Genomic DNA, 16,349 nt, shown 5'->3' with positions numbered 1-16,349 from the left:
CAGTTGACTATACCGTCTGGACGGTCTACCTTCGAACGAGGCGGTAACTGTACCGTCCGGACGGTTTAGCTTAAGGAGAGTGCGCCATGGCGGGGCGCAAGCAGTGGTGGGCGTTGGCGGTACTGGTACTTCCGGTGCTGCTGATCAGCGTGGACATGACGGTGCTCGGATTCGCGCTGCCGTTCCTGTCCGAGGATCTGGCGCCCACCGGTGCGGAGCAGTTGTGGATCGTCGACATCTACTCGTTCATGCTGGCGGGCCTGCTGGTCCTGATGGGCACGCTCGGCGACCGCATCGGCCGTCGCAAGCTGCTGCTCATGGGCGCCGCGGCGTTCGGTGCCGCGTCGGTGCTCGCGGCCTTCTCGACCAGCGCGTTCATGCTGATCATCGCCAGGGCGCTGCTCGGCGTCGGTGGCGCGACGCTGATGCCGTCGACGCTGTCGCTGATCCGCAGCATCTTCGTCGACCCGAAGCAGCGCCGGATCGCGATCGCGGTGTGGAGCGCCGGGTTCTCCGGCGGGATGGCGCTCGGTCCGGTGCTCGGCGGCTGGCTGCTGGAGCATTTCTGGTGGGGCTCGGTGTTCCTCATCAACGTGCCGGTGATGCTGGTGCTGCTGCTCGTCGGACCGTTCGTGCTGCCGGAGGCGCGTGACCCGAAGCCGGGTCGCTTCGACCCGCTGTCGGCGCTGCTGTCGCTGGCCGCGATGCTGCCGGTGGTCTACGGCATCAAGCTGGTCGCCGAACACGGCTTCACGGTGAAGGCCGCGATCAGCGTCCTGATCGGGCTCGGCCTCGGTGTCGTGTTCGTCCGCAGGCAGAACCGCCTCGACGAGCCGATGCTCGACCTGAAGCTGTTCTCGAACCGGGCCTTCAGTGGCTCCGTCGTGACGAACATGCTCGGCGTGTTCGCCATGGTCGGCCTGCTGTTCCTGGTGCCGCAGTACCTGCAGCTGGTACTCGGGCTGAGCCCGGTCGTCGCCGCGCTGTGGATGCTGCCGGCGACGGTCGCCGGGATCGTGGGTGCGCTCCTCGCGGCCTGGCTCGCGAAACGGATCCGTGTCTCCCTACTGGTCAGTGGTGGTCTCCTAGTCGCGGCGGTCGGTTTCCTGGCCTTGACCCAGGTTTCGTCCGGCGGCGGACTCGCGTACGTCGTGGTGGCGTTCACGCTGCTCGGGGGCGGTGTCGCCCTGTCGGAGACGCTGACGAACGACCTGGTCATCTCGGCCGCTCCGGCCGAACGGGCCGGTGCCGCTTCGGCGATCTCCGAGACCGGGTTCGAGCTGGGTGGCGCGCTCGGCACGGCCATCCTCGGCAGTGTCGCGACCGCGGTCTACCGGTCCGGCCTGCCGGAGGGGACGGCCGAGTCCGCCCGGGACACGCTGGGCGGCGCGGTCGCGACCGCGCAGCAGCTCGACCCCGCCGCGGGGCAGTCGCTCCTGGAATCGGCTCGCGAGGCTTTCACCCAGGGGATGCACGTCACCGCATGGGCAGGCGTGGCCGTGCTCGTCTATACAGGTGTTCAGGCCTTCGTTTTGCTAGATCGGAAAAAAAATTCCGCAGTGCGGAGCTAATCGGGCCTACGATGAGGGTATGAACAACCATGGCCTGGTCACCCGCCTCCGCGAGCAGCTCGGCGACGCCGCGGTGCTCACCGACACCGACGTCACGGACGCCTACTCGCGCGACATGATGCCGCTGGCCGCCAGCGGAAAGCCGCTCGCGGTGGTCCTGCCGTCCGACGTGGAAGGTGTGCAGGCCGTGGTCAAGGCCTGCGCGGAGTTCGAGGTGCCGATCGTGCCCCGCGGCGCCGGCAGTGGTCTGTCCGGCGCCGCGAACGCGATCGACGGCTGTGTCGTGCTGGTGCTGACGAAGCTCGACCAGATCGTCGAGATCGACGAAGGCAACCGGCTCGCCGTCGTGCAGCCCGGCGTGGTGAACCTCGATTTCCGCAACGCGGTGGAGAAGCACGGCCTGTTCTATCCGCCGGACCCGTCCAGCTACGACTGGTGCACCATCGGCGGGAACCTGTCCACCAACGCCGGTGGACTCTGCTGCGTGAAGTACGGCGTCACCACGGATTCCGTGCTGGGGCTGGAAGTCGTGCTCGCCGACGGCTCACTGCTGAAGACCGGGCGCCGCACGGTGAAGGGCGTGGCGGGCTACGACCTCGCGCGGCTCTTCGTCGGCAGTGAGGGCACGCTCGGCGTGATCACGCAGGCGACCGTCGCGCTGAAACCGTTGCCGCAGCTGCCTTCCACCCTCGTCGCCGCCTTCAACAGCACGGAGGCGGCGGGCGAGGCCGTCGCACGCGTCGTGCGTGAAGGCCTGGTGCCGTCGCTGATGGAGATCATGGACGCGACGTCCATCAAGGCCGCCGAGGCCTACCTCAAGACCGACCTCGGCACGAGCTCGGACTGCAAAGCCTTGCTACTCGCACAATCCGACTCCGGCGGCGAGGTCGCGCGGAAGGAACTCGCGGTGCTGGAACAGATCTGCGTCGACTGCGGCGCGGATCTGGCCTACGCCACCGAAGATCTCGAAGAGGGCAAGATGCTGCTGCAGGCGCGGCGGGTCGTGCTCACCGCGCTGGAGATGTACGGCGTCTGGCTGACCGACGACGTCTGCGTGCCGCGCACGCGTATCGCCGAACTGATCGCCGGCTGCGAGCGGATCAGCGAAGAGGTGGGTCTGCGGATCGCCGTCGTGGGCCACGCCGGTGACGGGAACATGCACCCGACGATCGTCTACGCGCCCGACTCCGAGGAGGAGTTCGCCCGCGCGCGGGTCGCCTTCGACGCGATCCTCGACGTCAGCCTGTCGCTGGGCGGGACGGTCACCGGCGAACACGGCATCGGCCGGATCAAACGCGAGTGGCTGGCCAAGGAGATCGGCGAGGTCGGCATCGGCGTGCACCGGCAGATCAAGCGGGCGCTGGACCCGAAGAACCTCTTCAACCCGGGCTCGATGTTCTCCCTCTGAGCGCCGGGGTGAGTGGTAAAGACAGTCATTGAGGAGTAGGTCGAATGTGGCGCGTTGTGCCGCCTGAGGCCTTGATACGCCTGCTTTGTGCCTGTAAGTCCGGTTTCGCGGGGAGTCGTGAGTGGCAAGGAGGGTTAGAACGACCATCGCCACTCACGACCCCGGGGCAATACTACTCAAAGAGGCCAAATCGGACACCTTGATCCCGAAAAGTGTCCTTTTTAGACGGTCTGGGGGGCGTGCTAAGCCTCGGTGGCGAGCCCGCTTGCGCCGCCGACTCCATCACGCCACCTTGGCAACCCCTCAATAGAACCGTCCCTACCACTCACGAGGCGGGAAACGTCCGCTAACGCGTGTGTGAAACGTCCGCTAGGTGTGACTCGCGTGATCAGGGACGCGACTCGCGTGCTTGGGCGCGTAACTCACGTGATCGGAGGCCGCACTCGTGTGTGCGGTCTTCAATCACGCGAGTTACGGCTCTGATCACGCGAGTGCGGTGCCGGGTCACGCCCCCGCCCGGGCACCCGCTGAATGCAATGAACGGTCCGTTCCTTGCGAAATTTGCAAGGAACGGATCGTTCATGGCACGGGAGTGGGTCAGTCGCGGATGCGCGGGATCTGCTGCGTCGCGTCCATGTCCGCGGCCGGGGCGGCGGCGGCTTCGTGCTTCTTCTCGCGGCGCGCCTTGAGGTACTCGATCACGATCGGCACCACCGAGACCAGCACGATCAGGATGAAGATCGCGTCGACGTTGTCGCGGATGAACGCGACCCCGCCGAGCAGGTGGCCGAGCGCGGTGATCCCGGCGGCCCACAGGATGCCGCCGACGACGGTGTAGACGAAGTACTTCTTCGGGTCCATCTTGCCGATACCGGCGATCCAGGTGATGAACGTCCGCACGAACGGCACGAACCGCGCCAGCACGACCGCCTTCGGCCCGTGCTTCTCCAGGAACGCGTGGGTCTGGTCCACGTACTTCTGGTTGAAGAACTTCGAATCCGGCTTGCGGAACAGCCACGGGCCGATCTTCCAGCCGAGCCCGTAACCGACCGCGTTGCCGAGCAGCGCGGCGACGGTGACCAGGACGCACACCAGCCACAGCGGCGCCTCGATCGAGCGGTTCGCGATGAACAGGCCCGCGGTGAACAGGAGTGAGTCACCGGGCAGCACCGGGAAGATGCTGCTCTCGATGAAGATGATCAGGCAGAGCACGGTGATGACCGGAACGGTCAGCCCGCTCAGCAGGTGCTGCGGGTCCAGCCACTCCGGCAGGAGGCCCATCGTCGTCACGTTGTTCTGCGCCAGGATCACACCGAAAACGGTACAGGGTGACGCAGAGTGCCTTGACCCGGCGGGAGACCGCGCTCAGATCAGCGTCAGCAGCCCGATCACCGAACCGGCGGCGAGCCCCAGCAGGACGGCCAGCAGCAACACCCAGTACGCGGGCAGCGGCGGGCTGGGAGGCGGAGGCGGCGTCGGGCGTTCCGCCAGCCTGGCCGTTTCCGCGTCCTCCAGCGCGACACGCTCTCGTTCGAGCGAGTCCGCGCCGGCGCCGGACAGCAGGCCGTACTGCGGGGGCAGTTCGCTCTTCCCGGAAACGTCACTACGCTCAGTGTCCGTTTCGACCGTTTTGTCGGTGGTCGTCTCGGAGAGCCGCTCCGCCGAAGGGGCGAAGACGGCCTGAGCGCGCAGGGCATCGGCTAGGAGTTTCTCCGGGTCCTTGGGCTCGCTCATCCGGACTCCTTTCGCCGCTACCCGTCGCTGACCGACACACCGCCTTCGATGGCGCTGCTCAATGTAGCCGCAGCGTCGTCTTCGACCCACTCGCCCTGACGAAGCACCTTGACCGGCCGCAGGTCGCGGTCGAGCACGACGAGGTCGGCCGCGAGCCCGGCCCGCAGCGAGCCGGTCCGGTCGGCGATGCCGAGCAGTTCGGCGGGGCGCCCGGAGGTCGCGCGGACGGCGTCGAGCAGGTCGATGCCCGCGCCGCGCACGAGGTTGCGGAAGGCCGCGTCCATGGTCAGCGTGCTGCCCGCCAGCGAACCGTTCCCGGCCAGGGTGGCGACGCCGTCGCGGACGTCGACCTCGAGCCGGCCGAGGATGTAGCTGCCGTCGGCGGCGTCGGTGGCCGACATGGCGTCGGTGATGAGCACCGTCCGGCCCTTGCCCGCGTGGTGCGCGGCCAGCCGCAGCACGGTCGGGTGCACGTGGACGAGGTCGCAGATCAGCTCGACGGTGATGCGCTCGTCGTCGAGGAGGGCGCCGATCGGGCCCGGCTCGCGGTGGTGGAGCGGCCGCATGGCGTTGAAGAGGTGCGTCGCGACGGAGGCGCCCGCGTCGATCGCGGGGATGATCTGGTCCTCGACGCCGTCGGTGTGCCCGATGGCGGCGATGACCCCTGATTCGGCCAGTTGCCGGACGGCCTTGATCCCGCCGTGCAGTTCGGGCGCGAGGGTGACCATCCGGATGTCGCCGCGGCCGGCGCCGAGCAGCGCGTTCACCGTGGCCGTGTCCGGCTCGATCAGCGTCGCCGGGTCGTGCGCCCCGCACCGCGCCTTCGAGATGAAGGGTCCTTCAAGGTGAATTCCGGCAAGTTCACCCTCTTGGACCAGCTCGCGCAGGGCCGCGATCTGGTCCCTGAGCACCGGGATGGGGTCCGAGACCAGACTGCCGAGCATGGTCGTGGTCCCGTGCCGCCGGTGCGCGCGGACCGCGCGGAGCAGTTCCTCGGGGTTCGCACTGGAGAACGATCCGCCCCCACCGCCATGGCAGTGGGTGTCGACGAAGCCGGGCACGACCAGGCACCCGTCGACGTCGACGCGATCGATGTCCGGGGGTGTCCCGGAACCGACTTGGACGATCTTGCCGCCGGCGATAGCCAGCCAGCCGTCGTCGAGTACACGGTCCGGGGCGACGACCCGGCCGCCCACGATCACGAAATCTCCGGCGCCTCTCACGCCCCCCAGCATATATTGGTCTGGACCAAGCATGGCGGCACAACCCAGCGGTCGAGATGAAGGCCGGGCATCAGTTCGGTGACTGCATCGCTTTCTGCAGTGCTTCGAGCGCCCGGCTGGCGGTTGACTTAACGGTACCTTTCGAAATCCCGGCGGCCTCCGAGATTTCGGCCTCACTCAGCCCACCGTAGTAACGGAGGACCAGAACCTCGCGCTGGCGAGGGGGCAGTTTGGACAAAGCGCTCACAACGGCCTGATGTTCACTCGACAGCATGGCGAGGCTTTCGGCCGAACGCGCGTTGACGGCATGCGGAGCGACGTACTCACGCGCGGTCTTGCGGCGGCGCAGCACGCTGCGTGAGCCGTTGACCACGGCGGTGCGCAGGTATCCGACGGCCGCGGCGGCGTCGCGCAGGCGCCCCCAGTTGCGGTGCAGCCCGGTGAAGGCCTCCTGGACGACGTCTTCGGCGGTCGCCGGTTCGTCCACGAGCAGAATGGCCAGCCGCACGAGCCGCATCCGGTGCTGGCGATAGAGATCCTCAAGGGTCAGCGGTGCCGCAGGCGGCGGTGGCGTGACCGGTCCGTCCATGGTGCGCAGGTGGCCGAGGGTCGCCTCGACACTGCGTTCCGCATTGCCCTCGAGCATGTACCCCTACCTGTTCATTTACCCCTTTGAAGCACAACCTGTGCATGGCGCTCGATCAGCGTATCGGGTGGGGTGACGGTCCTGCCTGATCGGATCCTGAGAAGCTGGGCGGCGTCTGTCGGAACGACCTTGGAGATGTCGATGGCCTGGTTCCTGGTGGAGATCACGTACGTGCAGGAGAAGCTGGCGGACGTGCGTCCCCGGCACCGGAAGTTCCTCACCGACCTCGCCGACCAGGGCGTCGTCGCGCTCGGCGGCCCGCTGGGCGACGGCTCCGGCGGTATCTCGATGTACCAGGCGGCCGACGAGGCGGCGCTGCTGGAGATCATCGACCAGGACCCGTACCACCTCGAAGGTGTCGTGGCGAAGCGGACCGTGCGCGAGTTCAAGCCGGTGATCGGCGCCTGGATCCCGAAGGAAGACTGACGGCTCAGAGATCGAGGGTGACCGGCTCGCGTTCGACGCAGACCCGGACGCGGTCGCCGGTCACCGTCGGCAGCTCGCACGTCCCGCAAAACCCCTGGCGGCACGAATAAGCGATGCCGGGCACGGTCTCACGCAGGACGTCGAGCGTCGACCGGTCGGCGGGGACGTCCAAAGTCCTGCCGCTGCGGGCGAGTTCGACGCGGAAGGGCTTGCCGCCGACGATCGGCGGCGTCGAGAACCGCTCGAAGAACACCGGTCCCGAGCCGCGCAGTGCCGCGTCCGTCCGGACACTCACGATCATCGGAACCGGACCGCAGCAGTAGATCGGGGCACTCTTCTTCGCCCCTTCGAGCAATTCCGCGCCCGACGCGGGGATCCCGTAGTCCGTGTCCGGACGGATCCACACTCGATCACCGAATTCGGACAATTCCTCCAGGAACGGCATCGAAGCCTCGTCGCGACCGGTGTAGACCAGTCGCCAGTCCGCGCCGGAGGCGGCCGCCTGCCGCACCATCGGAAGGATCGGCGTGATCCCGATACCGCCCGCGATGAACAGGTACGCCGGGCTCTCGACGAACGGGAAGGCGTTGCGCGGGCCGCGCCCGGTGATCCGCGCGCCCTTCTTCAGCGCGTGCATCGCCGTCGATCCCTCACCGAGCAACCGGACGCCGACGCGGTAGGCCGAGCGGTCGTCCGGGTCGCCGCACAGGGAGTACTGACGGACCAGGCCCGGCCGCGGCGAAAGATCGATGTGCGCGCCGGGCCGCCACCGAGGCAGCGGCTCGCCGCGTTCGTGCACCAGCCGCAGGACGGCGACGCCGTCCGCCTGGGCGCGGAGGTCGTCGACGACCAGCGGGAGGTCACGGTCGACGGCGACCACAGGCGGACGGCGACGGCCGCTCACCCCGCTGAGCCTGCGGTACAGCGCGACGACACCGGTCAACGACGCCATCGCGCGGTCGGTGCGCCCGCTGCCGTCGAGCCGCAGCGGCCTCGGCGGTGTCATCACCGGGGTTCGTCGGCGGCCAGCGCGGCCGGCGAGCTCGCGAGATACGCGACGGCCTGATCGGTGTTGCCGGTTTCGGTGGGGTGATAGGACTTCCGGAAGTACGGCCGGATCTCGCGCCGCAGCTGCTTGCCCGAAGGCAGAAGCCCGAGCTTCGCCACGCGCAGATAAGTCCGGAAACTCGTCTTGCCCGGCCTGGTCGGGTCGTTCTTCATGAGGAACCTCGTGCCCCGCAAGAAGACCCACGCGAGCACCGGCGTCACCACGAGCATGCTGCGCACGCGGCGCGCGTAGCGGCCGTCGAGATGCATGAACAGATCGAAGGCGACCGAGCGATGCTCGACCTCTTCGGCGCCGTGCCAGCGCAGGAGATCCAGCATCGTCGGATCGGCGCCCGCCTTGTCGAGCGCTTCGGCGTCGAGGATCCACTGGCCGAGGAAAGCGGTGTAGTGCTCGATCGCGGCGATGACGGCGAGCCGCTCGATCAGCCATTCCTCGCGCCGCTTGGCGGAAAGCTCGCGGTCGCCGAGCAGACGGCGGAACATCCACTCCATCTGCGCGATGTACGGCCGCACGTGGACGCCCGCCGCCTCGAGGTGTTCCGCCGCGCCGTCGTGCGCCTCGGCGTGCATGGCCTCCTGGCCGATGAAGCCGAGGACGTCCTCCTTGAGCCGCTCGTCGCGGATCAGCGGGACGGCCTGCTTGAACACCTCGACGAACCAGCGTTCGCCCTCCGGCAGCGCGAGATGCAGCACGTTGATCGTGTGCGTCGCCTGCGGTTCGCCGGGGATCCAGTGCATCGGCAGCGACGCCCAGTCGAACTCGACGTCGCGGGCGTGCAGGACGATCTGCTCGTGATCGGTCACGAAGACCTCCCGCTGAGTTCGTAGTCGCTGGCGTCGACCTTGCGGGTGTCGAGCCAGTAACGCCAGGTGAAGCCCGGCCAGATCGTGCGGTTGACGCCCTTCGCGTCGAGGTACCAGCTCTTGCAGCCGCCCTGGGTCCACACACCCTTGACGAGCTTGTCCTGGATCTCGCGCTGGAACTTCTCCTGCACGCCGGGACGGACGTCGAGCGCGGCGGCGCCCCGCGAATCGGCGAGCTTGATCGCGTCGACGACGTACCGCGCCTGCGACTCGATCATGAAGACCACGGAGTTGTGTCCCAGCGCGGTGTTCGGGCCGAGGAGGAAGAACAGGTTCGGGAAACCGGCGACGTTGATGCCCTTGTGCGTGTGCATCCCCTCGGTCGCCCATTCCTTGGCGAGGTCGCGGCCGTCGATCCCGGTGATGTCCAGGTATTCCAAGGCGTCCGTGACCTTGAAGCCGGTGCCGTAGATGATCGCGTCGACCTCGTGCTCGACCCCGTTCCCGTCGACGACGCTGTGCGCCTTGACTTCGCGCACGCCCTCGGTGTTGACGTCCACATTGGACCGGTTGATCGCCGGGTAGTAGTCGTTGGAGATCAGCACCCGCTTGCACCCCATGGTGTAGTCCGGGGTGACCTTCTTGCGCAGCTTCGGATCCTTGATCGACTTGCCGATGTGGCGCTTCGCGATCACCTCGCCGGCCTTCATGATCGCGGGGTGACCGTTGAAGCCGACGGCGCGCACTTCGAGGAACCAGTACAGCGCGTTGCGGTAAAGCCGTTGCACGCCGGGGATCCGGCGGAACGCGGTCTTGGCCCAGCCCGGCATGGCGTGGTCGGGCTTCGGCATGATCCACGGCGGCGTGCGCTGGAACAGCGTCAGCTCGTCGACCTCGGGGGCGATCTTCGGGACGAACTGGATCGCGCTCGCGCCGGTGCCGACCACGGCGACCTTCTTGCCGCGCAGGTCGTACTCGTGGTTCCACTGCGCCGAATGCCAGGTCTGGCCCTTGAACTTCTCGATCCCGGGCAGCGTGGGCACCTGCGGGATGTGCAGGCCGCCTACGCCGGAGACCAGGAACTGGGCCTCGAACTCACCCGACTTGGTGTGCACGTGCCAGCGGCGCTCGGTGTCGTCCCAGGTGGCCCCGGTGAGCTCGACGCCGAAGCGGATCTTGCGCCGCAGCCGGTACTTGTCGGTGACGTCCTTCAGGTACTGGAAGATCTCCGGGGCGGGCGAGAACGACCGCGACCAGTCCGGGTTCTGCTCGTAGGAGAACGAGTACATGTGGGACTGCACGTCGCAGGCGCAGCCGGGGTACGAGTTGTCGCGCCACGTACCGCCGACTTCGTCCGCCTTCTCCAGGATCACGTAGTCGGAGATCCCGGCCTTTTCGAGCTGGATGGCCTGGCCGAGCCCGGAGAATCCGGTGCCCACGATCACGACCTTGAATCGCTCGGTCATCTGCGCCCTCCACGTCGAGGCTTTCTTGCGCAGATGACGTTACCTGAAGTAACAGTTACTTGCTAGTACTCCCTACCCGTCAGTACGTGCCGCCGAGCTTCGTGTGGTCCCAGCTGACGATCTTGGTCGGCCGGAAAATCAGCCCGATCCGCTTCGGGGCCTGCTTGCCGATGAAGCCGGACAGCTCGTCGGGCACGGGATCCCCGGGCTTCGCGCCCGCGTACCGCTGCATGAGGTTGATACCCATCTGGGTGACGATGGCCGTGTCGGTGACGACCTCGACGTCGGCTTCGAGGGAGACCCCGCGCAGCTTCTCGTAGCTCTCGCCGTCCTCGATGAGCACGGTGGCGCGGGGGTCTCGCTCCAGGTTCTTCGCCTTCTGGGACGTGCCGTAGGTCCAGGTCGCGACGCCGGACTCGTGCGGGTAGTACCAGAGCGGCGCCAGATGCGGGCGGCCGTTCGGGCCGATCGTCGCGACGTTGATGACCTTCTGCTCGTCGAGGTAGGCGGCGAGTTCGTCCGGTGACATGCGGATCTGGTCGCGACGGGACATACGTCAGCCCTTTCGTGTGGCGGCCCGGCCTGCCTGGCCGGTCACTGAAGATTCGTACGCCCCGCGCTCCTTGATGTCCATGAGCGCGGCGGCGTCGGCCTTCTTGATCCGGCCCTTCGCGCCGATCTCGATGATCGGCGGCAGGAACGCGCGGATCAGCTTCAGGCCGCCGACCCAGCGGGGCACGTGCACGGTGCGGGCGCGTTTGTTGACCCCGGCCTGGAGGTGGTCGAGCGCGACCGACAGCGGGTAGGTCTTGCCGAGCAGGCCGGGCATGCCGGCGCGGAGCTTGCCGAAGACCGGGTGCTGGTCGGCGCTCTCGACGAGGTCGGTGCGGATCCAGGTGGGGTGCGCGACGCCGACCTTCACGCCGAGGTGGGCGACTTCGGCGCGGAAGCTGTTGCAGAACGCCTCGACGCCCGCCTTCGCGGCGGCGTAGTTGGCCATGCCGGGCGCGTGGGTGATCGCGGCCAGCGAGGAGATCGCCAGCAGGTAGCCCTTGCGGTCGATGACATGCGGAAGGGTGACGCGGAAGGTGCGCCAGACGCCGAGGAGGTCGACCTCGATGACCTTCTCGAAGGCGGCCGGGTCCACCGACCGGACGAAACCGGAGGTCGCGATGCCGGCGTTGGCGATGACGATGTCGATCCCGCCGAAGTGCTCGACGACGCCCGCGGTGGCGCGTTCGAGGTCGTCCCAGCTGGTGACGTCGGCTTCCCAGGCGTGCGCGCTGGGGCCGATCTTGTCGGCGACCGCCTGCTGTTCCTTGGCTTCGATGCCGACCAGGGCGACCTTCGCGCCCTGCGCGGCCAGGCGCTCGGCGAGCCCCGCGCCGATGCCCCTCGCGGCGCCGGTGATCAGGACGACCTTGCCGTTCACGCTGTTCTTGGCCACGTTGCCTCCTCGTCCGAGCCCTAAGGCTTCCGGACGGTACCCCAACCTACCCGGAGTAAGCTACCCGCAAGTAAGTCCGCGTTTCGTCCTCTGGATGCGGTAGTTGGTAGTGCGAACTACCGCATTCAGAGGACGAAACGCGGGAGGTGGTCAGCGCGAGGCGGCGGTGAGGGCGTCGACCTCCTCGGTGGTGAGCGCGAGGTCGGCGGCGGGCAGGAGGTCGTTCAGCTGCTCGGCCGAGCGGGCGCTCGCGATGGGCGCGGTGACGGTCGGCTGGGCGAACAGCCAGGCGAGGGAGACCGCGGCGACCGGGACGCCGCGCGACGCCGCGACCGCGTCGAGCGCGGCGAGCACCCGCTCGCCCCGTTCGTCCAAATAGGACGATGCGCGGGCGGCGCGCGGGCTGTCGCCGAGGTCGTCCTTCGACCGGTACTTCCCGGCGAGGAAACCCTTGGCCAGCGAGAAATACGGCAGCGTGGTCAGGCCTTCGCGCTCGACCGTCGGCGCCAGATCCCGCTCGTAGTCCCGCTCGACGAGGTTGTAGTGCGGCTGCAACGCGACGTACTTCGCCAGCCCTTCACGGTCCGAAATGGACAGTGCTTCGGTCAGTCGTTCGGCGGAGTAGTTCGACGCCGCGACATAGCGCACCTTGCCCGCGCGCACGAGCGCGTCGAAGGCCCGCACCGTCTCCTCGACCGGGGTGTCCGGATCGTCGATGTGCGCGTAGTAGAGGTCGATGTGATCGGTACGGAGCCGTCGCAGCGAGTCTTCGGCCGCCGCCGCGATGTTCGCCGCCGACAGCCCCTTGCGCTCCTCCCACATCCCGGTCTTGGTCGCGATGACGACGTCGTCCCGGCGGCCGCGCTTGGCCAGCCAGTTGCCGATGATCGTCTCGGAACCGCCTGCCGAATAGAGGTCGGCGGTGTCGATGAAGTTGCCGCCCGCCGCCGTGTAGGCGTCGAGGACGGCGAAGGACTGCTCCTCGTCCGCGGTCCAGCCGAAGACGTTGCCGCCGAGGTTGATCCCGTGGACGTCGAGGTCGGTGTTCCCGAGTTTCGCCATGGTTCGAACATAAGGGAAGACATCGCCCGCCCGGTGTGTTGGCTCGAAGCATGGGAATCGAACTCGGCAGGATCGGCATCTGGCAGCACGAATCTGTCTTCACCCCGGAGATCGCCCGTGAGCTGGAGGAACTCGGCTACGGCGCGATCTGGCTGGGTGGCTCACCGGACGGCGACCTGGTGAAGGCGGAGGAGCTGCTCGACGCCACGAAGACGATCAAGGTGGCCACCGGCATCGTCAACATCTGGAAGGACGACGCGGCCACGGTCGCCGAGTCGTACAAGCGCATCGAGGCGAAGCACCCGGGCCGCTTCCTGCTCGGGATCGGTGCCGGGCACCGGGAGCACACCGCCGAATTCAAGAAGCCGTACACGGCCCTCGTCGAGTATCTCGACGCTCTCGACGCCGCCGGAGTACCCGTCGAAGGCCGCGCCCTCGCCGCTCTCGGGCCGAAGGTGATCAAACTCGCAGGAGACCGCACAGCGGGAGCCCACCCGTACCTGATGACGCCCGAGCACACCCGCCAGGCGCGCGAGCTCCTCGGCGAAGGACCGCTGCTCGCGCCCGAGCAGAAGGTCGTCCTCGAGGCCGATCCGGCGAAGGCCCGGGAGATCGGTCGGGCCACCGTCAAGTTCTACCTCGGCCTCGTCAACTACACGAACTCCCTGCGGAAACTCGGTTTCACCGACGAGGACCTGGCGGGCGAGGGCAGCGACAAGCTGGTCGACGCGCTGGCCGTGCATGGCGACGCCGAGACGGTCGCCCGCGGCGTCACCGCGCATATCGAGGCCGGGGCGGACCACGTGAACATCCAGGTACTGAACTCCGACCCCCTGCCGGTCTACCGGGCGCTCGCCGCGGTCCTCCTCTGACGCGACGGCTGTAGGCACCTCCCGGCCGACCTCGTACGATGCGGCCGAGAGGTGCACCAGCCTGCTTCGAGGAGGAGTAAACGATGCCCATCGCCACCCCCGAGGTCTACGCGGAGATGCTCGACCGGGCGAAGGCGAACGAATTCGCCTACCCGGCCATCAACGTGACCTCGTCGGAGACCCTGAACGCCGCCATTCGCGGGTTCGCCGAGGCGGAGAGCGACGGGATCATCCAGTTCTCCACCGGCGGCGCGGAGTTCGCGTCCGGCCAGAAGGTCAAGGACATGGTGACCGGTTCGGTCGCGCTCGCCGAGTTCGCCCAGGTGGTCGCCGCCAAGTACGACGTGAACGTCGCGCTGCACACCGACCACTGCCCGAAGGACAAGCTCGACGGCTTCGTCCGCCCGCTGATCGAGATCTCGGCGGAGCGGGTCAAGAACGGCCAGAACCCGCTGTTCCAGAGCCACATGTGGGACGGTTCCGCGATCGACCTCGACGAGAACCTCGAGATCGCGCAGGAACTGCTCGCCAAGGCCGCGGCCGCGAACATCATCCTCGAGGTCGAGATCGGCGTGGTCGGCGGCGAGGAAGACGGCGTCGAGGCCGAGATCAACGAGAAGCTGTACACCGCCGAGGGCGACTTCCTGAAGACGATCGACGCGCTCGGCTCCGGCGAGAACGGCCGCTACCTGCTGGCCGCGACCTTCGGCAACGTGCACGGCGTCTACAAGCCCGGCAACGTGAAGCTGCGCCCGGACGTGCTCAAGGGCGGCCAGGAGGCGGCTGCGAAGAAGCTCGGCCTCGCGGCCGGCTCGAAGCCGTTCGAGCTGGTCTTCCACGGCGGTTCGGGCTCGCTGCCGGAGGAGATCCGCGAGGCGGTGTCGTACGGCGTCGTGAAGATGAACGTCGACACCGACACGCAGTACGCCTTCACCCGGCCCATCGCGGACCACTTCTTCAAGAACTACGACGGTGTCCTGAAGATCGACGGCGAGGTCGGCAACAAGAAGGTCTACGACCCGCGTAGCTACCTGAAGGCCGCGGAGGCCGCCATGGCCACGCGCGTCGTCGAGGCCGCTCAGTCGCTGGGCTCGGCCGGCAAGAAGCTCTCCTGACCCGTTCCGCATTTAGTCCTCTGAATGCGGAAGTACATGAAGGCCCCCTTCCTTGCGCTAGACGCAAGGAAGGGGGCCTTCACGTACTCGGAGCGTGGCTGAGACCAGCGGTTTCAAGATCAGCAAAATGTCGGTCACTTGCACTGTGGAATGTCGGTTCACCTGGTCGTGAAATGTCGGTCGAGGGTACTGTGAGATGTACACGACCTCCGGCATTTCGAGGAGCTATGGCCGAATCGGACCTGGTACGGGCCAGTTGCGCCGTCGCCGAGGAGTACTTGGCGAACTTTCGCATCGTGATCCTCAACGGCCCGCGTCAGGCTGGTAAGACGACCATGCTCAGACATCTCCACCGGCGTCACGGTGGTACCTCCTTCAACCTCGACGACGAGCAACTTCTGCAAGCGGCCATCGAGGACCCCGTCGGATTCGCCGGTACCGGCCCGGAGCCCAGGCTCATCGACGAGGTGCAACGGGCAGGGGACCCGCTGATCAGAGCGATCAAGGCGGAGGTCGACGCGGAGAGCGGGCCAGGACGCTACGTCCTGGCCGGGTCCACCAGGTTCCTGGCGACTCCCAGCCTTTCGGAGTCCTTGGCGGGCCGGGGCGTCGTCGTCGACGTATGGCCGTTTTCGCAGGGGGAGTTCGAGGGGCGGTTCGAGCGGTTCATCGATGTCGCTTTCGACGAACCCGGCCGTTTGCTCGGCCTCGGTCCCGCGAACGTCGATCGCGCGGACTACTTCGCGCGGATCTGTCGCGGAGGTTTTCCCGAACCCGCGCTTCTCGGCGGCGCGCGTGCGCGCAAAGCCTGGTTCCGCGCCTACGTGCAGGCCATCGCGGAGCGCGACATCCGGGAGATGTCCAGGGTCAATGAACCCAGCGCGATGACGGCCTTACTGGCTTACCTGGCCTCCATCACAGCGCAAGAGCACAACAGCGTGAACACGTCGACCAGGACAGGCCTTCACCGCACCACGGTGAACAAGTACGTCGAATTGCTCGAAGCGGTGTTCCTGGTCCACCGGCTCCCGGCATGGTCGCGAAATCTGACGTCCCGGGCGGTGAAACACGCCAAGTTGCACCTCACCGACACGGGACTCGCCGCTTCCTTGCTGGGCGTGTCACCGGAATCCCTGGCGAAGCCCGTGGCACCGACCCGTGGACCCCTTGTCGAGACCTTCATCGTCAATGAACTGGCCAAGCAAGCGACGTGGAGCGAAGCCGAGGTTCGGTTGCACCACTGGCGAGTGAGCGGCGGCGCGGAGGTCGACGTGGTCATGGAACGGGACGACGGACAGGTCGTGGGCGTCGAAGCGAAGGCACGAGACACCGTGACCGTGGCGGACTTCCGCGGCCTCGCTCAGTTAAGAGACCTTCTCGGCGATCAGTTCACGCAAGGAATCGTCTTGCACACAGGGAGCCAGGGCGCCATCAGCTTCGGTGATCGGCTGATGGCGCTCCCGCTCGATTCCTTGTGGCGGGCCGGGCATGATCCGGCCACGTGAGC

16 protein-coding genes are annotated in these 16,349 nt (G+C 67.4%); 6 read left to right on the top strand and 10 right to left on the bottom strand.

Annotated features, from left to right (window positions below; all coding sequences use genetic code 11):
* Positions 1-86 precede the first annotated feature (86 nt).
* Both DMC61_RS00685 and DMC61_RS00680 read left to right on the top strand, forming a co-directional pair.
* Positions 87-1,571, top strand: a complete 1,485-nt coding sequence (locus tag DMC61_RS00685; protein ID WP_125686012.1) for an MFS transporter — start codon at positions 87-89, stop codon at positions 1,569-1,571.
* A gap of 19 nt (positions 1,572-1,590) precedes the next feature.
* Positions 1,591-2,979, top strand: a complete 1,389-nt coding sequence (locus DMC61_RS00680; RefSeq protein WP_125686010.1) for an FAD-binding oxidoreductase — start codon at positions 1,591-1,593, stop codon at positions 2,977-2,979.
* Between the two features lie 597 nt (positions 2,980-3,576).
* On the opposite strand, the gene DMC61_RS00675 is transcribed toward DMC61_RS00680, so the two are convergent.
* The 4 genes from DMC61_RS00675 to DMC61_RS00660 all read right to left on the bottom strand — a co-directional run bounded on the left by DMC61_RS00675 (position 3,577) and on the right by DMC61_RS00660 (position 6,582).
* The gene (locus DMC61_RS00675) at positions 3,577-4,290 is read right to left on the bottom strand and encodes a DedA family protein (protein WP_125686008.1); all 714 of its coding nucleotides are present in this window, start codon (positions 4,288-4,290) and stop codon (positions 3,577-3,579) included.
* Between the two features lie 54 nt (positions 4,291-4,344).
* Positions 4,345-4,713 carry a hypothetical protein gene (locus DMC61_RS00670; RefSeq protein WP_125686006.1) on the bottom strand — a complete coding sequence of 123 codons (369 nt, stop codon included), beginning with the start codon at positions 4,711-4,713 and terminating at the stop codon, positions 4,345-4,347.
* A 17-nt stretch (positions 4,714-4,730) separates the two neighbouring features.
* Positions 4,731-5,915 (bottom strand): N-acetylglucosamine-6-phosphate deacetylase, encoded by a 1,185-nt coding sequence (gene nagA, locus DMC61_RS00665; protein WP_063275380.1) that lies wholly within the window; start codon positions 5,913-5,915, stop codon positions 4,731-4,733.
* A 91-nt stretch (positions 5,916-6,006) separates the two neighbouring features.
* Entirely contained in the window at positions 6,007-6,582 is a 576-nt protein-coding gene (locus DMC61_RS00660) for a SigE family RNA polymerase sigma factor (RefSeq protein ID WP_007032484.1), read from the bottom strand.
* Between the two features lie 141 nt (positions 6,583-6,723).
* On the opposite strand from DMC61_RS00660, the gene DMC61_RS00655 reads away from it, so the two are divergent.
* A complete protein-coding gene (locus tag DMC61_RS00655) occupies positions 6,724-7,008 on the top strand; it encodes a YciI family protein (RefSeq protein ID WP_043849254.1) in 285 nt (94 codons plus the stop codon).
* A 4-nt stretch (positions 7,009-7,012) separates the two neighbouring features.
* Here the strand turns inward: DMC61_RS00655 and DMC61_RS00650 are convergent, their stop codons facing one another.
* The 6 genes from DMC61_RS00650 to DMC61_RS00625 all read right to left on the bottom strand — a co-directional run bounded on the left by DMC61_RS00650 (position 7,013) and on the right by DMC61_RS00625 (position 12,855).
* Complete coding sequence (locus DMC61_RS00650) at positions 7,013-8,014, bottom strand: PDR/VanB family oxidoreductase (RefSeq protein ID WP_125686004.1); 1,002 nt, start codon at positions 8,012-8,014, stop codon at positions 7,013-7,015.
* On the bottom strand, positions 8,014-8,880 hold the full coding sequence (locus DMC61_RS00645; protein WP_125686002.1) for a metal-dependent hydrolase: 867 nt from the start codon (positions 8,878-8,880) through the stop codon (positions 8,014-8,016). The genes DMC61_RS00650 and DMC61_RS00645 overlap by 1 nt, the downstream gene beginning before the upstream one ends.
* Positions 8,877-10,346 (bottom strand): NAD(P)/FAD-dependent oxidoreductase, encoded by a 1,470-nt coding sequence (locus tag DMC61_RS00640; RefSeq protein WP_125685995.1) that lies wholly within the window; start codon positions 10,344-10,346, stop codon positions 8,877-8,879. The genes DMC61_RS00645 and DMC61_RS00640 overlap by 4 nt, the downstream gene beginning before the upstream one ends.
* A 79-nt stretch (positions 10,347-10,425) precedes the next feature.
* Positions 10,426-10,899, bottom strand: coding sequence for a pyridoxamine 5'-phosphate oxidase family protein (locus DMC61_RS00635; RefSeq protein WP_125685993.1), 474 nt, complete (start codon positions 10,897-10,899; stop codon positions 10,426-10,428).
* A gap of 3 nt (positions 10,900-10,902) precedes the next feature.
* Positions 10,903-11,793 carry an SDR family oxidoreductase gene (locus tag DMC61_RS00630; protein WP_037334573.1) on the bottom strand — a complete coding sequence of 297 codons (891 nt, stop codon included), beginning with the start codon at positions 11,791-11,793 and terminating at the stop codon, positions 10,903-10,905.
* A 150-nt stretch (positions 11,794-11,943) separates the two neighbouring features.
* The gene (locus DMC61_RS00625; RefSeq protein ID WP_125685991.1) at positions 11,944-12,855 is read right to left on the bottom strand and encodes an aldo/keto reductase; all 912 of its coding nucleotides are present in this window, start codon (positions 12,853-12,855) and stop codon (positions 11,944-11,946) included.
* A gap of 50 nt (positions 12,856-12,905) precedes the next feature.
* Here DMC61_RS00625 and DMC61_RS00620 point away from each other — a divergent pair, with 50 nt between their 5' ends.
* From DMC61_RS00620 to DMC61_RS00610, 3 genes are all read left to right on the top strand, one after another.
* Positions 12,906-13,727: an LLM class F420-dependent oxidoreductase gene (locus tag DMC61_RS00620; protein ID WP_125685990.1), complete on the top strand. Its 822-nt coding sequence runs from the start codon at positions 12,906-12,908 to the stop codon at positions 13,725-13,727.
* A gap of 83 nt (positions 13,728-13,810) precedes the next feature.
* A complete protein-coding gene (gene fbaA / locus DMC61_RS00615; RefSeq protein ID WP_125685988.1) occupies positions 13,811-14,842 on the top strand; it encodes a class II fructose-bisphosphate aldolase in 1,032 nt (343 codons plus the stop codon).
* Between the two features lie 227 nt (positions 14,843-15,069).
* Positions 15,070-16,347, top strand: coding sequence for an ATP-binding protein (locus DMC61_RS00610; RefSeq protein WP_125685986.1), 1,278 nt, complete (start codon positions 15,070-15,072; stop codon positions 16,345-16,347).
* Positions 16,348-16,349 lie beyond the last annotated feature (2 nt).

This window comes from Amycolatopsis sp. WAC 04169 (assembly GCF_003947535.1).
GTDB classification, from domain to species: domain Bacteria; phylum Actinomycetota; class Actinomycetes; order Mycobacteriales; family Pseudonocardiaceae; genus Amycolatopsis; species Amycolatopsis keratiniphila.
The sequence above is the reverse complement of the archived record's forward strand: the minus strand, read 5'-3'. Positions and strand labels throughout refer to the sequence as shown.

What these genes read in the sequence shown, in the direction of transcription:
- DMC61_RS00685 (WP_125686012.1), top strand. Translation starts at nt 87, where the DNA reads ATGGCGGGGCGCAAGCAGTGGTGGGCGTTGGCGGTACTGGTACTTCCG.
- DMC61_RS00680 (WP_125686010.1), top strand. Translation starts at nt 1,591, where the DNA reads ATGAACAACCATGGCCTGGTCACCCGCCTCCGCGAGCAGCTCGGCGAC.
- DMC61_RS00670 (WP_125686006.1), bottom strand. Translation starts at nt 4,713, where the DNA reads ATGAGCGAGCCCAAGGACCCGGAGAAACTCCTAGCCGATGCCCTGCGC.
- DMC61_RS00660 (WP_007032484.1), bottom strand. Translation starts at nt 6,582, where the DNA reads ATGCTCGAGGGCAATGCGGAACGCAGTGTCGAGGCGACCCTCGGCCAC.
- DMC61_RS00655 (WP_043849254.1), top strand. Translation starts at nt 6,724, where the DNA reads ATGGCCTGGTTCCTGGTGGAGATCACGTACGTGCAGGAGAAGCTGGCG.
- DMC61_RS00650 (WP_125686004.1), bottom strand. Translation starts at nt 8,014, where the DNA reads ATGACACCGCCGAGGCCGCTGCGGCTCGACGGCAGCGGGCGCACCGAC.
- DMC61_RS00640 (WP_125685995.1), bottom strand. Translation starts at nt 10,346, where the DNA reads ATGACCGAGCGATTCAAGGTCGTGATCGTGGGCACCGGATTCTCCGGG.
- DMC61_RS00635 (WP_125685993.1), bottom strand. Translation starts at nt 10,899, where the DNA reads ATGTCCCGTCGCGACCAGATCCGCATGTCACCGGACGAACTCGCCGCC.
- DMC61_RS00625 (WP_125685991.1), bottom strand. Translation starts at nt 12,855, where the DNA reads ATGGCGAAACTCGGGAACACCGACCTCGACGTCCACGGGATCAACCTC.
- DMC61_RS00620 (WP_125685990.1), top strand. Translation starts at nt 12,906, where the DNA reads ATGGGAATCGAACTCGGCAGGATCGGCATCTGGCAGCACGAATCTGTC.
- fbaA (WP_125685988.1), top strand. Translation starts at nt 13,811, where the DNA reads ATGCCCATCGCCACCCCCGAGGTCTACGCGGAGATGCTCGACCGGGCG.
- DMC61_RS00610 (WP_125685986.1), top strand. Translation starts at nt 15,070, where the DNA reads ATGGCCGAATCGGACCTGGTACGGGCCAGTTGCGCCGTCGCCGAGGAG.